The sequence below is a fragment of the Streptomyces sp. NPDC048331 genome, from assembly GCF_043201215.1.
Classification (GTDB): Bacteria; Actinomycetota; Actinomycetes; order Streptomycetales; family Streptomycetaceae; genus Streptomyces.
In genome coordinates, this window is sequence record NZ_JBICYT010000017.1 from 75842 (window position 1) to 91569 (window position 15728).

11 protein-coding genes are annotated in these 15728 nt (G+C 69.7%); 6 read left to right on the forward strand and 5 right to left on the reverse strand.

Features of this window, described 5'->3' with window-relative positions:
- The first annotated feature begins 13 nt into the window (after positions 1–13).
- The 5 genes from ACGFYY_RS23950 (at position 14) to ACGFYY_RS23970 (ending at position 7194) form a co-directional block, all read left to right on the forward strand.
- Entirely contained in the window at positions 14–1123 is a 1110-nt protein-coding gene (locus ACGFYY_RS23950) for a sugar ABC transporter substrate-binding protein (protein WP_181382417.1), read from the forward strand.
- Between the two features lie 161 nt (positions 1124–1284).
- Positions 1285–2073 carry an ATP-binding cassette domain-containing protein gene (locus ACGFYY_RS23955; RefSeq protein ID WP_030760712.1) on the forward strand — a complete coding sequence of 263 codons (789 nt, stop codon included), beginning with the start codon at positions 1285–1287 and terminating at the stop codon, positions 2071–2073.
- 26 nt (positions 2074–2099) lie between these two features.
- Positions 2100–3386: a sugar ABC transporter permease gene (locus ACGFYY_RS23960; protein ID WP_393712292.1), complete on the forward strand. Its 1287-nt coding sequence runs from the start codon at positions 2100–2102 to the stop codon at positions 3384–3386.
- 264 nt (positions 3387–3650) lie between these two features.
- Positions 3651–5567: a 1-deoxy-D-xylulose-5-phosphate synthase gene (gene dxs, locus ACGFYY_RS23965; protein ID WP_393712161.1), complete on the forward strand. Its 1917-nt coding sequence runs from the start codon at positions 3651–3653 to the stop codon at positions 5565–5567.
- A gap of 124 nt (positions 5568–5691) precedes the next feature.
- Positions 5692–7194: an amino acid permease gene (locus ACGFYY_RS23970; protein WP_393712164.1), complete on the forward strand. Its 1503-nt coding sequence runs from the start codon at positions 5692–5694 to the stop codon at positions 7192–7194.
- A 105-nt stretch (positions 7195–7299) separates the two neighbouring features.
- Here ACGFYY_RS23970 and ACGFYY_RS23975 read toward each other — a convergent pair whose 3' ends face one another.
- The 3 genes from ACGFYY_RS23975 to ACGFYY_RS23985 form a co-directional block, all read right to left on the reverse strand.
- Complete coding sequence (locus ACGFYY_RS23975) at positions 7300–8337, reverse strand: LCP family protein (protein ID WP_365272962.1); 1038 nt, start codon at positions 8335–8337, stop codon at positions 7300–7302.
- 91 nt (positions 8338–8428) lie between these two features.
- The gene (locus ACGFYY_RS23980; RefSeq protein ID WP_393712166.1) at positions 8429–10567 is read right to left on the reverse strand and encodes a 3-hydroxyacyl-CoA dehydrogenase NAD-binding domain-containing protein; all 2139 of its coding nucleotides are present in this window, start codon (positions 10565–10567) and stop codon (positions 8429–8431) included.
- Complete coding sequence (locus ACGFYY_RS23985) at positions 10564–11790, reverse strand: acetyl-CoA C-acyltransferase (RefSeq protein WP_327264969.1); 1227 nt, start codon at positions 11788–11790, stop codon at positions 10564–10566. Before ACGFYY_RS23985 ends, ACGFYY_RS23980 begins: the two co-directional genes overlap by 4 nt.
- A 342-nt stretch (positions 11791–12132) precedes the next feature.
- Between ACGFYY_RS23985 and ACGFYY_RS23990 the strand changes: the two genes are divergently transcribed.
- A complete protein-coding gene (locus ACGFYY_RS23990) occupies positions 12133–13305 on the forward strand; it encodes an alpha/beta hydrolase (RefSeq protein ID WP_393712169.1) in 1173 nt (390 codons plus the stop codon).
- Between the two features lie 51 nt (positions 13306–13356).
- On the opposite strand, the gene ACGFYY_RS23995 is transcribed toward ACGFYY_RS23990, so the two are convergent.
- Positions 13357–14640: a ribonuclease D gene (locus ACGFYY_RS23995; RefSeq protein ID WP_365272971.1), complete on the reverse strand. Its 1284-nt coding sequence runs from the start codon at positions 14638–14640 to the stop codon at positions 13357–13359.
- Positions 14641–14801: 161 nt separating this feature from the next.
- Entirely contained in the window at positions 14802–15464 is a 663-nt protein-coding gene (locus tag ACGFYY_RS24000) for a response regulator transcription factor (RefSeq protein ID WP_007267191.1), read from the reverse strand.
- Positions 15465–15728: the final 264 nt, after the last annotated feature.

Here is a 15728-nt window from a genome sequence, read left to right on the forward strand (position 1 = left end):
GGAGGTTCAAGTAATGAACACGCGTATGCGCAGAGCCGCCGTAGCTGTCGCCGCTGGTGCCATGGCCGTTTCGCTCGCCGCTTGTGGCAGTGCGAAGGAGGCGGGCGACACGACGAAGGAGTCCTCCGGCGCTGCCAAGGGCGATGCGATCAAGGTCGGTCTGCTCCTGCCGGAGAACCAGACCGCGCGTTACGAGAAGTTCGACAAGCCGCTGATCGAGAAGAAGATCGCCGAGCTCACCGGCGGCAAGGGCGAGGTCGTCTACGCCAACGCCAAGCAGGACGCGACCACGCAGAACTCCCAGGTCGACACGATGATCACCAACAAGGTGGACGTCCTGATCATCGACGCGGTGGACTCCAAGGCCATCGCCGGCTCGGTCAAGAAGGCCAAGGACGCCGGCATCCCGGTCGTCGCCTACGACCGCCTGGCCGAGGGCCCGATCGACGCCTACACCTCCTTCGACAACGAAGAGGTCGGCAAGGTCCAGGGCAAGGCCCTGCTGGAGGCGCTGGGCGACAAGGCCAAGGACGGCCAGATCGTCATGATGAACGGTTCGGTCACCGACCCGAACGCCAAGCTCTTCAAGTCCGGTGCGCACTCCGAGCTCGACGGCAAGGTGAACGTCGGCAAGGAGTACGACACGGTCGAGTGGAAGCCGGAGAACGCCAACACCAACATGGCGGCCGCGCTCTCCGCGCTCGGCAAGGACAAGGTCATCGGCGTCTACTCCGCCAACGACGGCATGGCCGGCGGCATCATCACCGCCCTCAAGGCCGCCGGCGTCAACCCCCTGCCGCCGGTCACCGGCCAGGACGCCGAACTCGCCGGTGTGCAGCGGATCGTCGCCGGTGAGCAGTTCATGAGCGTCTACAAGCCGTACGCCCCCGAGGCCGAGGCCGCCGCGAAGATGGCCGTCGCCCTCGCCAAGGGTGGCAAGCCCGAGTCCACGTCCACGGTCGACAGCCCGACCGCCAAGGGCGTCGCCTCCGTCCTGATCCCGGTCGTCTCGCTCACCAAGGCCAACATCAAGGACACCGTCGTCAAGGACGGCGTCTACTCGGTCGACGAGATCTGCACCGACAAGTACGCGGCCGCCTGTGCCGCCGCCGGCCTGAAGTAACGGCCCCCCGCCGTCTCCCCACGAGACGGCCCCCGTGCCTGACCGGCGCCCCTCCCTCTCATCCCGCCACCGGGCGGGGCGCCGGGCAGAAACGTTCCTCCCCTATTCGTCCCGCTCCTGCTCTTTTGCACGACATCCCCGCCGGTCAGGCGGCGAAGGAGATGGTTCATGTGTCCGCTGCGCCCGTGCTGGCGTTGCGAGGGGTCTCGAAGCGGTTCGGCGCCGTTCAGGCCCTCACCGACGTAGAACTCGAGATCCACTCCGGTGAAGTGGTCGCCCTCGTCGGCGACAACGGTGCCGGAAAGTCCACGCTGGTCAAGACGATCGCCGGCGTGCACCCCATCGATGAAGGTGTCATCGAGTGGGAGGGGCGCCCGGTCGCCATCGGCAAGCCGCACGACGCCCAGAACCTGGGCATCGCGACGGTCTACCAGGACCTGGCGCTGTGCGACAACATCGACGTCGTCGGCAACCTCTTCCTCGGCCGGGAGCTCAAGAGCTTCGGCATCCTCGACGAGGTGGAGATGGAGCGGCGCGCCCGCGAGCTCCTGACCACCCTGTCCATCCGGATCCCCAGTGTCCGGATCCCGATCGCCTCGCTCTCCGGCGGTCAGCGCCAGACCGTGGCGATCGCCCGTTCCATGCTGGGCGAGCCCAAGCTCGTCATCCTCGACGAGCCCACCGCCGCCCTCGGTGTCGAGCAGACCGCACAGGTTCTCGACCTGGTGGAGCGGCTGCGCGAGCGCGGCCACGCCGTCATCCTCATCAGCCACAACATGGCCGATGTGAAGGCCGTCGCCGACAAGGTGGCGGTCCTGCGGCTGGGCCGCAACAACGGTGTCTTCAACGTCGCCGACACCTCGCAGGAAGAGATCATCTCCGCCATCACCGGTGCCACGGACAACGCCGTGACCCGCCGGGCGGCCCGCACCTCGGAGGCCGGCAAGTGAGCACCCAGAACCCTGCCACCGGTCCACTGGACAAGGGCGTCGATCAGCAGGAACACATCGACCCGGTCAACCCCGCGGCCGCGCACGACGCGATCCCGGCGGTGGACCCCCGCCTGCTCGTCCGCGAGGAGGGCCTCGCCGGGTACGTGGGCGAGTTCAAGCGGAAGATGAAGGCGGGCGACCTGGGTTCCCTCCCGGTCGTCATCGGCCTGATCGTCATCTGGTCGATCTTCCAGGGGCTGAACTCGAACTTCCTCTCCCCGGAGAACCTGACCAACATCGCGATCACGATGACCGGCACCGGCATGATCGCCATCGGCATCATCTTCGTGCTGCTGCTCGGCGAGATCGACCTCTCGGTCGGCTCGGTCAGCGGTGTCTCGGGCGCGATCGTCGCCGTCATGGCCGTCACGCACGGCGTGAACGAATGGCTCGCCATTCTCGCGGCCGTCGTGGGTGGCGCCCTGATCGGCTCGATCCACGGCTTCTTCTTCGCCAAGGTCGGCGCCCCGGCCTTCGCCGTCACCCTGTCGGGCCTGCTCTTCTGGCTCGGCGCGATGCTGCAGATCCTCGGCAGCAACGGCACGATCAACATCGACTCCGACGGCGTGGTCGGCCAGCTGACCACGTACTTCTTCTCGGACGTGGCCGTCGCCTACGGGCTGGCCGCGCTCGCGGTGGCCGGCTACTTCCTCGCGGCCTTCCTCGATGCGAGGCGCCGCGAGGCGGCCGGGATGCCCTCCCGCCCGCTCGCCGAGATCCTGCTGCGCACCGGCCTGCTCGCGCTGTGCACCTTCGGCCCGGCCGTGCTGTTCAACCAGTACAAGGGTCTGCCGCTCGCGGTGGTGCTCTTCCTGCTGGCCCTGGTCCTCACGGACTTCCTGCTGCGTCGCACGACCTTCGGGCGAAACGTTTTCGCACTGGGTGGCAGCGTCGAGGCCTCCCGCCGCGCGGGCATCAACGTGACCCGCGTCCGGATCACGGTCTTCGCGATCTCCAGCACCTTCGCCGCCATCGGCGGCCTGTTCTGGGCCTCCAAGATCGCGGCGGCCAACCAGAGCGCCGGCGCCGGCGACCTGCTGATGAACGTGATCGCGGCGGCCGTCATCGGCGGCACCAGCCTCTTCGGTGGCCGGGGCCGGACCTGGAACGCCCTCCTCGGCGTCATGGTCATCGTCTCGATCCAGTACGGTCTGGCCCTGGAGGGCATCGCCACGCCGATCCAGTACATGATCACCGGCGCGGTGCTGCTGGCGACCGTGGTGATCGACTCGGTGACGCGCAAGACCCAGAAGACGGCCGGCCGCGCCTGATCGCGCGTCCGACCCGCCCGCCGGAGTGATGTCCGGCGGTAAGACCGGTCACAGTGCCCGGCGCCACTTCTCGTGGCGCCGGGCATCCGTGCGTGCCTGAACGGGGTACTCATGTACGGGTATACGCCCGTATGTGATGTGTGGCCGCCAGGCCGTGCGTACATGTATGACAAAGGTGTGACTCCCTCGGGACGGCCCGATGACCGTGGCCGGGGGCGGAACATTAGACTCGACAGACCAGCAAGCAACTGCAAGGAGGCACGGGTGCTGCTGACCCGCATCAAGGGACCGCGCGATCTGGACCGGCTCAGCCAGGAGGAGCTCGACCAGCTCGCGGCCGAGATCAGGTCCTTCCTCGTCGACGCCGTCTCCAAGACCGGCGGGCACCTCGGCCCCAACCTCGGGGTGGTCGAACTGACGATCGCCCTGCACCGGGTCTTCGACTCGCCCAAGGACAAGGTCCTCTTCGACACCGGCCACCAGGCCTACGTCCACAAGCTGCTCACGGGCCGCCAGGACTTCGCCGGCCTGCGGACCAAGAACGGTCTGTCCGGCTACCCCTCGCGCGCCGAGTCCGACCACGACGTGATCGAGAACTCGCACGCCTCCACCGTGCTCGGCTGGGCCGACGGCCTGGCCAAGGCCAACGAGGTGCTGGCCCGCGAGGACCACCACGTCGCCGCCGTCATCGGCGACGGCGCCCTGACCGGTGGCATGGCCTGGGAGGCGCTGAACAACATCGCCGCCGCCAAGGACCGCCCGCTGGTCATCGTGGTCAACGACAACGAGCGCTCGTACGGCCCCACCATCGGCGGCCTCGCGAACCACCTGGCGACCTTGCGCACCACGGACGGCTACGAGCGCTTCCTGGCCCGCGGCAAGGAGATCCTGGAGCGCACCCCGGTCGTCGGGAAGCCGCTCTTCGAGACCCTGCACGGCGCCAAGAAGGGCCTGAAGGACTTCATCGCCCCGCAGGGCATGTTCGAGGACCTCGGGCTCAAGTACATCGGGCCCATCGACGGCCACGACATCGAGGCCCTGGAGTCCGCCCTGCAGCGCGCCAAGCGCTTCAGCGGCCCGGTCATCGTGCACTGCCTCACCCAGAAGGGCCGCGGCTACACCCCGGCCCTGGAACACGAGGCGGACCGCTTCCACGCGGTCGGCGTCATCCACCCGGACACCGGCCTGCCGGTGAAGACCGCCGCCGCCAGCTGGACCTCCGTCTTCGCCGACGAGATGGTCAAGATCGGTCACGAGCGCGAGGACATCGTCGGCATCACCGCCGCCATGCTCCACCCGGTCGGCCTCAACAAGTTCGCCGAGGCCTTCCCGAACCGCATCTACGACGTGGGCATCGCCGAGCAGCACGGCGCCACCTCGGCGGCCGGTCTGGCCACCGGCGGGGTCCACCCGGTCTTCGCGGTGTACGCGACCTTCCTCAACCGTGCCTTCGACCAGGTCCTGATGGACGTGGCCCTGCACAAGTGCGGGGTCACCTTCGTCCTGGACCGCGCCGGTGTCACGGGCGACGACGGCGCCTCCCACAACGGCATGTGGGACATGTCCATCCTGCAGGTCGTCCCCGGCCTGCGGCTCGCCGCGCCGCGCGACGCCGAGCAGCTGCGCGCCCAGCTCCGTGAGGCCGTCGAGGTCAAGGACGCCCCGACCGTCGTGCGCTTCTCCAAGGGCGTCGTCGGCCCGGCCGTCCCGGCCGTCGGCAGGATCGGCGGCATGGACGTGCTGCGCCGTCCGGCCGACGAGGTCACCCGTCCGGACGTACTGCTCGTCTCGGTCGGCGCACTCGCCCCGATGTGCCTGGAGATCGCCGATCTGCTGGACAAGCAGGGCATCTCCACGACCGTGGTCGACCCCCGCTGGGTCAAGCCCGTGGACGAGGCCCTGGCCCCGCTCGCGGACCGGCACCGGGTGGTCGTGACCGTCGAGGACAACGGCCGTGCCGGCGGTGTGGGCTCCGCCGTCTCGCAGGCCCTGCGGGACGCGGGTGTCGACGTACCGCTGCGCGATTTCGGTATCCCGCAGCGCTTCCTCGACCACGCCCTCCGCAAGGAGATCATGGCCGAGATCGGCCTGACGGCGCCGGACATCGCCCGGCAGGTCACCGGCCTCGTCGCCAAGCTGGACGGCCGTTACGACAGCGAGCCGGCCGCCGCCGTCGACTAGTCCGGAACTCGCCACGCGCGCCGTTCGTAGATCGACGCGCGGTTGCACGTCACGGGCCGGGAGATCACTCTTGAAGAGTGGGCCTCCCGGCCCGTTCGTGCGTCGTCACCTCTCGGAGGCGTCGGTGAGCAAGGATCTGAACAGCCCATTCCGTACCAAGACGGTGGAGCAGTCCATCCGCGACACGGAGGAGCCGGAACACGCGCTCCGGAAGTCGCTTTCCGCGTGGGACCTCACGGTCTTCGGTGTGGGCGTCATCATCGGCACCGGCATCTTCGTCCTCACGGGCATCGCCGCCCGGAACAACGCCGGTCCCGCCACCGCCCTGGCCTTCGTGGCCGCGGGCATCGTCTGCGCCCTCGCGGCGCTCTGCTACGCCGAATTCGCGTCCACCGTCCCGGTGGCCGGATCGGCGTACACGTTCTCGTACGCCTCGATCGGCGAGCTGCCCGCCTGGATCATCGGCTGGGACCTGGTGCTGGAATTCGCACTGGGCACGGCCGTCGTCGCGGTCGGCTGGTCCGGGTACGTACGCCACCTCATGGACACCAACCTGGGCTGGACGCTGCCGGCCTCCCTGTCCGGCCCCGATGTCCCCGGCGGGCACTTCGACCTGCTGGCGTTCCTGCTGGTCCTGGTGCTGACGTGGATCCTGGTCGTCGGGACGAAGCTCTCGGCCCGCATCACCGCGGTCGTCGTCGCCATCAAGGTCACGGTCGTGCTGCTGGTCATCGTCGCGGGTCTGTTCTTCATCAAGGCCGACAACTACTCGCCGTTCATCCCGCCGGCCCAGCCACAGGCCGAGGGCGTCAGCGGCTGGCACTCGCCCCTGGTCCAGGTGCTCTTCGGCTACGAGCCCACCAACTTCGGCGTCATGGGCATCTTCACGGCGGCCTCGCTCATCTTCTTCGCCTTCATCGGCTTCGACGTGGTGGCGACGGCGGCCGAGGAGACCAAGAACCCCCAGCGGGACATGCCGCGAGGCATCCTCGGCTCGCTGCTGGTCTGCACCGTGCTCTACGTCGCCGTGACCCTGGTGGTCACGGGCATGCAGAAGTACTCGGAGATGTCCCCGACCGCGCCGCTCGCCGAAGCCTTCAAATCGGTGAACCAGCCGTTCTTCTCGGGCGCCATCAGCCTCGGCGCGGCCGTCGGCCTGATCACCGTGTGCATGATCCTGCTGCTCGGCCAGACCCGTGTGTTCTTCGCGATGAGCCGTGACGGACTGCTGCCGCGGGTCTTCTCCGTGACGCACCCGAAGTACCGCACCCCGTACCGGGCGACCATGTTGCTCGGTGGGGTCATCGCGGTCGTCGCGGGCTTCACCAGCCTGGAGACCCTCGCGGAACTGGTAAACATCGGCACCCTGTTCGCCTTCGTGGTGGTCGCCCTCGGCGTGATCGTCCTGCGCAAGACCCGCCCCGACCTGCACCGGTCCTTCCGTACCCCGTGGGTACCGTTCATCCCGATCGTGTCCATCGCGGCCTCGCTCTGGCTGATGCTCAACCTGCCGGCCGAGACCTGGGCCCGATTCATCGGCTGGATGGTCATCGGCGTCATCGTCTACTTCGTCTACGGCTACCGGAACAGCCGGCTGCACAAGGTCGGCCGGAACGCGGAGTTCTGAGCGCCGGCGTCGTCACCCCGCACATGACACGGCGGGCCCGTACGGGACATCTCCCGTACGGGCCCGCCGCGGCCGCGGTGGCCGAAGGCTCGGCGGCTCGGCGGCTCAGCCCTTGGCGGGGGAGTTCTTCGCCGAGGCCGGGACCTTCTGGTCGTTGCGCAGGGCCTCCCACAGCTGGGTCGCCTGCGGTTCGGCCACGATCACGCGGTTCGGGTCCACCTTGTCGTAGGCGACCGGAAGCATGATCGTCTCCATGGTGTCCGGGTCGACGCCCTTCATGCTCTGCGCGAAGTCGGACAGCGCGGTGAGCGAGGCGAGGTCGCGGTCGGTGGTGAGCGACTTGGTCCCGGCGTCGGCGAGCTTGTACAGCCGCGCCGGGTTGCCGAGGGCGTCCTGCTTCTTGATCTCGGACAGCATGGCCATCATGAACTGCTGCTGCAGGCCGATGCGGCCGAGGTCGCTGCCGTCGCCGTAGCCGTAGCGGGTACGGACGAACTTCAGCGAGTCGGTGCCGTTCAGCCGGTGCGAGCCGGCGTCCAGCTTGAGGCCGCCCTTGGCGCCGCTCATCGGCTTGTCCAGGGTGACGGTGACCCCGCCCAGCGCGTCGACCAGGCCCTTGAAGCCGGCGAAGTCGACCTCGACGAAGTGGTCCACGCGGACGCCGGACATCTGCTCCACCGTGTTGACCACACAGGCCGGGCCGGCGAGCGAGTAGACGGAGTTGAACATGACCCGCTTGGCGGACGGCAGGGTCTTGCCCTCGCCGTCCTTGCACTCGGGCCGGGTGATCAGGGTGTCGCGGGGGATGCTCACCGCGGTCGCCTTGGCCCGGCCCTCGGGTATGTGCACCAGCATCGCGGTGTCCGAGCGGGCACCGCTGACCTCGCCGTGGTCGAGGTCCGCGTTGGCCCCGGCGCGCGAGTCGGAGCCGAGGACCAGGATGTTCTGGGCGTTCGCGACAACCTTCTTGGGCCGGTTGTCGCCGATCGCCTGGTCCAGGTCGACGCTGTCGATGTTGGAGTTCAGGTGGCTGAAGGCCCACCAGCCGGCCCCGGCCGTGCCCAGGATCAGCACGGCGACCAGCAGCAGGGTGATCCGCAGAACGCGGCGGCGGCGCTTGGGCCGCGCGTGCTTTTCCGTCATGGGGGTGAATCTTAGACAGGTATTCGAACGGCTGTGGCCCGCCCCCCGGAAGGGGCGGGCCGAGCCGTGGAACAGCCCTCGCAGACCCGGACTAGGCCGGGATGCTCGCGAGGCCGGGGGCGAGGAACTTCTTGCCGTTCACGCGCTCCGAGACGCCTTCACGGTCCAGGTACGGGGTGATGCCGCCCAGGTGGAAGGGCCAACCGGCGCCCGTGATGAGGCAGAGGTCGATGTCCTGGGCCTCGGCCACGACACCCTCCTCCAGCATCAGGCCGATCTCCTGCGCCACCGCGTCCAGGACGCGGTCGCGGACCTGCTCCTCCGTCAGGACGGAGTCGCCCTGCACCAGGAGGGCGGCGACCTCGGGGTCCAGCTCCGGCTTGAAGCCGTTCTCGGCGGAGTAGACGTAGAAGCCGCGCTTGCCGGCCTTGACGACCGCCGCGAGGTTCGGGGAGACGGTGAAGCGCTCCGGGAAGGACCGGTTCAGGGTCTCGGAGACGTGCAGGCCGATCGCCGGGCCCACGAGCTCCAGCAGCACCAGCGGGGACATCGGCAGGCCGAGCGGCTCGATGGCCTTCTCCGCCGTGACGACGGGGGTGCCCTCGTCGATGACGTTCTGGATCTCGCCCATGAAGCGGGTCAGGATGCGGTTCACGACGAACGCCGGGGCGTCCTTGGTGAGGACCGCGGTCTTCTTCAGCTTCTTGGCGACACCGAAGGCCGTGGCCAGGGAGGCGTCGTCGGTCTGCTCACCGCGGACGATCTCCAGCAGCGGGAGGATCGCGACCGGGTTGAAGAAGTGGAAGCCGACCACACGCTCCGGGTGCTGGAGCTTGGAGGCCATCTCCGACACCGACAGCGAGGAGGTGTTGGTGGCGAGGATCGCGTGCGCCGGGGCGACCGCCTCGACCTCCGCGAACACCTTCTGCTTGACGGACATCTCCTCGAACACGGCCTCGATGATGAAGTCCGCGTCCGCGAAGCCCTCGGCCTTGTCCAGGACACCGGTCACCAGGGCGGTCAGGCGGTTGGCCTTGTCCTGGTTGATGCGGCCCTTGCCGAGCAGCTTCTGGATCTCGGCGTGGACGTAGCCCACACCCTTGTCCACGCGCTCCTGGTCGATGTCGGTGAGGACCACCGGCACCTCCAGGCGGCGCAGGAAGAGCAGCGCCAGCTGCGAGGCCATCAGGCCCGCGCCGACGACGCCGACCTTCGTGACCGGACGGGCCAGGGACTTGTCCGGGGCACCGGCCGGGCGCTTGGCGCGCTTCTGCACCAGGTTGAAGGCGTAGATGCCCGAGCGCAGCTCGCCGCCCATGATGAGGTCGGCCAGGGCCGTGTCCTCGGCGTCGAAGCCGGCCTGCAGGTCGCCCGACTTGGCGGCGGCGATGATGTCCAGCGCGCGGTAGGCGGCGGGAGCGGCGCCGTGCACCTTGGAGTCCGCGATGAAGCGGCCCTTGGCGACGGCCGCGTCCCAGGCCTCACCGCGGTCGATCTCGTCGCGCACGACCTCGGTGGTGCCGTTCAGGACGTTCGCGGTCCACAGGAGCGACTGCTCCAGGAAGTCCGCGCCCTCGAACAGCGCGTCCGCGATGCCCAGGTCGAAGACCTGCTTGCCGCGCAGCTGCTTGTTCTGGTTGAGCGAGTTCTCGATGATCACCGAGACCGCCCGCTCGGCGCCGATCAGGTTCGGCAGGATGGCGCAGCCGCCCCAGCCGGGAACCAGGCCGAGGAAGACCTCGGGCAGCGAGAAGGCCGGGATGGCCTTCGAGACGGTGCGGTAGGAGCAGTGCAGACCGACCTCGACGCCGCCGCCCATGGCCGCGCCGTTGTAGTACGCGAAGGTCGGGACGGCCAGCGCCGAGAGGCGCTTGAAGACGTCGTGGCCGCCCTTGCCGATGGCGAGCGCCTCGTCGTGCTTCTTCAGCAGCTCGACACCCTTGAGGTCGGCGCCGACCGCGAAGATGAACGGCTTGCCGGTGATGCCCGCGCCGACGATGGTGCCGGCGGTGGCCTCCTGCTCGACCTGGTCGATCGCCGCGTTCAGGTTGGCGAGGGACTGCGGGCCGAAGGTGGTCGGCTTGGTGTGGTCGAAGCCGTTGTCCAGCGTGATGAGCGCGAAGCGCCCGGCGCCGAACGGCAGGTCCAGGTGGCGGACGTGCGCGGACGTGACGACCTCGTCCGGGAACAGCTCGGCCGCGCCCTTCAGGAGCTCAGCGGTGGTGCTCACTTGGAGTCTCCCTCGGCGTTGAAGTTCGGGTTCTCCCAGATGACCGTGGCGCCCATGCCGAAGCCGACGCACATGGTGGTCAGGCCGTAGCGGACGTGCGGCTGCTCCTCGAACTGACGGGCCAGCTGCGTCATCAGGCGCACGCCGGAGGAGGCGAGCGGGTGACCGAAGGCGATGGCGCCGCCGTACTGGTTCACGCGGGCGTCGTCGTCGGCGATGCCGTAGTGCTCCAGGAACGCGAGGACCTGGACCGCGAAGGCCTCGTTGACCTCGAAGAGACCGATGTCCTCGATCGTCAGGCCGGCCTGGGCCAGGGCCTTCTCGGTGGCCGGGATCGGGCCGTAGCCCATGACCTCGGGCTCGACACCCGCGAAGGAGTACGAGACCAGGCGCATCTTGACCGGGAGGTTGTTCTCCCGGGCGAAGTCCTCGGACGCGATGATCGCGGCGGTGGCACCGTCGTTGAGACCGGCGGCGTTGCCCGCGGTCACGTTGCCGTGCACGCGGAACGGGGTCTTCAGGCCGGCCAGGTTCTCCAGCGTGGTGCCCGGGCGCATCGGCTCGTCGGTGGTGACCAGGCCCCAGCCCGTCTCACCGGCCGCCTCGTTGGTGTTGCGCACCGAGATCGGGACCAGGTCCTGCTGGATCTTGCCGTCGGCGTACGCCTTGGCGGCCTTCTCCTGCGAGCGCACGGCGTACTCGTCGGCGCGCAGCTTGGTGATCGTCGGGTACCGGTCGTGCAGGTTCTCGGCGGTCATGCCCATGAACAGGGCGGACTCGTCGACCAGCTTCTCGGAGACGAAGCGCGGGTTCGGGTCCACGCCCTCACCCATGGGGTGACGGCCCATGTGCTCGACACCGCCGGCGAGGGCGACGTCGTAGGCACCGAAGGCCACACCGCCCGCGACGGCGGTCACGGCGGTCAGCGCGCCGGCGCACATGCGGTCGATGGAGTAGCCCGGTACGGACTGCGGGAGGCCCGCGAGAATTCCGGCGGTACGGCCCAGCGTCAGGCCCTGGTCACCGATCTGCGTGGTCGCGGCGATGGCGACCTCGTCGATCTTCTTGGGGTCCAGGTCCGGGTTGCGGCGCAGCAGCTCCCGGATCGCCTTCACGACGAGGTCGTCGGCGCGGGTCTCGTGGTAGATGCCCTTCGGGCCCGCCTTGCCGAACGGGGTGCGGACGCCGTCGACGAAGACGACGTCCCTGACGGTACGAGGCACGTTGGCTCTCCTCCAGGTGCGGGGTGGCACTGCTGCGCGGGGGCGCGTTCGGCATACGTTGCTGAGCGCCCGCTCACCCGACCATGCTACTTGCGGGTAACCAATGTGCACACCCCCTCCCGGAGGAGCGGCGAAGGTCACACTCCGCGCCCCGCGCCGCGACTCCGTGCGCCCCCTCCTCACGCCCGCCCGATCGGAGCGCGGGCGGTGACCCGATCGGGTCGGCCGCCCGATCGTCACGGTCACGTCAATGGCGTCGGGCACACCCGCTTCCGGATTCTGGCCTCGTCCCGGGGCGTCCCGCCCCCCGGACCCCGGCCGACCCGAACGGAGACCCCGGCCATGCAGATCAAGACGATCGACCACGAGGTCAAGCACTCCTCCACCCTCCCCGTCAACGACGGGGAGGTGATCAAACTCTTCGTCCGGGAGCGTGACGGGACGAAGAATCCGACCAAGCGCACGGCCGTCCTGATGCTGCACGGTCGCAGCGTCCCCGTACTGCCCGGTGCGGACCTGGGCACCGGTGAGTACAACTGGATGCTGTTCCTCGCCAAGGCGGGCTTCGACGTCTTCGCCATGGACCTCCAGGGCCACGGCCGCTCGCCGCGCCCGACGGTCATGAACGAGCCCTGCAACACCAATGCCGCCCAGCAGGCGAAGCTCCTGCACGACAACCACCCGCTGCCGGGCCCCTGCACCCCCCCGTACGCCAAGCACCTCGGCGACTCCGCCGCCGACTGGGCCGAGGTCCACACCGTCGTGGAGTACATCAAGGCCGAGCGCGGCGTGGAGAAGGTAGCCCTCTTCGGCTGGTCCGCCGCCGCCATCGCGTTGGGCCCGTACGCCATCCAGCACCCGGAGAACGTCTCCAGCCTCTTCCTGCTCGCCCCGGTCTTCCGGCCGGACGGACCCGAGAGCAAGCCCGGCACCAAGTGGGAGCGGCCGGACGCGCTGCCGCCGCCGCCCACCCTGTGGAACTTCCCGATGCACATCACCGGCAGGCAGGGTTTCGGCGAGGCCTGGGACAAGGAACTCGGCTGCGGCGACGAGCAGCGTGAGGAGGGCATGGTCGACACCGTGTGGGCGGCGATCATGGAGAACGACGTGGTGGGCCGCAACTGGGGGCCACCGGTGTCCGGCGTGCCCTCGGGCGTGCTGCGCTTCCGCAACGCCTTCTGGTGGGGCTGGAACAAGGCCGGTGCCAAGGTGGACAACATCCTCGGCCACAAGATCCCGGTGCTCATCGTCGTCGGCGAGCACGACAAGACGGTGAACAGCGCTCCGGGCACCAATCCCTTCCTCTCGGTCACCGAGCTCTACAAGGCCATTCCGGGTCCGAGGAAGATGCACTTCAAGGTCGCCTGCGCGGGCCACCAGATCCCGTGGGAGCGGGTGGTCAAGCACGTCCACCACCTGTCCCGGAAGTGGCTCAAGCACACCGAGATCGACGGCAACACGAAGGGCACCTTCTACATGGACACGGAAGGCGACTACGTCGAGCAACCGCTCTGACCCGGACCTGCCCCGGTCCGCGCGGCGCGGACCGGGGCACGCCGGCGTCCCCTACGCGGTGGCCGACAGGGCCGTGACCAGGGCGGGGGTCACCAGTTCGATCTGCCAGGGGCGGGCACCGTGGCCCGCCAGGACCTCCGCCACCGCGTCCGCCTGCAACCGCTGCGGCGGCTCCCAGCACAGCCGGCGGACCGTGTCCGGGGTGATCAGGTTCTCCTGGGGCAGGTTCAGCTCCTCCGCCAGCGCCGAGACGGCCGCACGGGCCGCCGAGAGCCGGGCCGCGGCCGCCGGGTCCTTGTCCACCCAGGAGCGCGGCGGCGGGGGGCCGGCCGGGGTCGCCCCCGGCTGCGGCAGCTCGTTCTCGGGCAGGGCCTTCGCCCGGTCCACGGCGGCCATCCACTGGTCCAGCTGCCGCCGGCCCATCCGCTGCCCGTAGCCGGGCAGCGCGGACAGGGTGTGCACGTTGGTCGGCAGGGCGAGCGCGGCCTCCACGATCGCGGCGTCGCCCAGTACCTTGCCCGGGGACACGTCACGCCGCTGCGCGATCCGGTCGCGGGACTCCCACAGCTCCCGCACGACCGCCATCTGCCGGCGGCGGCGCACCTTGTGCATGCCGGACGTACGGCGCCACGGGTCCTTGCGCGGAGGGGCGGGCGGGGCGGACGCGATGGCGTCGAACTCCTGGTGGGCCCATTCCAGCTTGCCCTGGCGGTCCAGTTCCTTCTCCAGCGCGTCCCGCAGGTCGACCAGCAGCTCCACGTCCAGGGCGGCGTAGCGCAGCCACGGCTCGGGGAGCGGGCGGGTGGACCAGTCGACGGCGGAGTGGCCCTTCTCCAGTGCGTAGCCGAGCACGCTCTCGACCATCGCGCCGAGTCCGACCCGGGGGAAGCCGGCGAGGCGGCCGGCCAGCTCGGTGTCGAACAGGGAGGTGGGCACCATGCCTATTTCGCGCAGGCAGGGCAGGTCCTGGGTGGCGGCGTGCAGGATCCATTCGGTGCCGGACAGGGCTTCGCCCAGTGCGGACAGGTCGGGGCAGCCCACCGGGTCGATCAGCGCGGACCCCGCACCCTCACGGCGCAGCTGCACCAGGTAGGCGCGCTGGCCGTAGCGGTACCCGGAGGCCCGTTCGGCGTCGACGGCGACGGGGCCGGTGCCCGCGGCGAAGGCCGCGACCACTTCGGCGAGGGCGTCCGCGTCGGCGACCACCGGAGGAATCCCCTCACGGGGCTCCAACAAGGGGGTCGGCAGCCCACCGGGCGGAACAACGACGTCGTCCGAGGGGCCGCCCCCGGTGGTGGTGCGCAGGTCTGCTGCGGGATCTTGGGCGTCGGTCACCGGTCAAGGGTATCCGTGTATACGACGCGCCCGTCGCCGGAACGTTCCGTCGACGGGCGCGGGCGGTATGCGGGGCGTTCTCCCGGGGTATTCCGGGGGTCTCCCGGCACGTTCCCCGGCAGCGGCTCCCGGGGTGGATATCCGGGGGCTCCGGGCCGCGGTCAGTGGATGATCCCGGTACGCAGCGCCACGGCGACCATTCCGGCGCGGTCACCGGTGCCCAGCTTGCGGGCGATGCGGGCGAGGTGGGACTTGACGGTCAGGGCGGACAGGCCCATCGAGACGCCGATGGCCTTGTTGGACTGGCCCTCCGCGACGAGGCGCAGGACCTCGACCTCGCGGCCGGAGAGCTCTCGGTAGCCGCCCGGGTGGCTCGGGGCGCCCGGGGGGCGGCGGTGCATACGGGCGGCGGCAGCGCCGATGGGGGCGGCGCCGGGCCGGGTGGGGAGCCCGATGTTGGTCCGCGTACCGGTGACGACGTAGCCCTTGACGCCGCCCGCGAGGGCGTTGCGCACGGCGCCGATGTCGTCGGCGGCGGACAGGGCCAGGCCGTTGGGCCAACCGGCGGCCCGGGTCTCGGAGAGCAGGGTGAGACCGGAGCCGTCGGGCAGGTGTACGTCGGCCACGCAGATGTCGCGCGGGCTGCCGACGCGGGGGCGGGCCTCCGCGATGGACGACGCCTCGATCACGTCACGTACTCCGAGGGCCCACAGATGACGGGTCACGGTGGAGCGGACGCGCGGGTCGGCCACGACGACCATGGCCGTCGGCTTGTTCGGGCGGTAGGCGACCAGGCTTGCGGGCTGCTCGAGAAGAACGGACACCTAGGCCTCCTGGGGGAGTGGCGGGACGGCCGGCTCGGGGAAGGAAGCCGGTGCGAACCGTGCGGATGGTCACCCACTCCTTCGGCACGTCACCCGCCCGGCTTTAGGGAATGATCACGATTTGGTGAGTAACAATTCGGGCAATTCGGACGCACGATCGATCATCGGTTGATCAGAAGCCCGCAAGGGGCGCCGTCTTTCGACCGTCCGACCTGTTCTTCGATCAGCCGTTCTGCGGTGCGCGCCGCATGCGGCCGCCGTCCG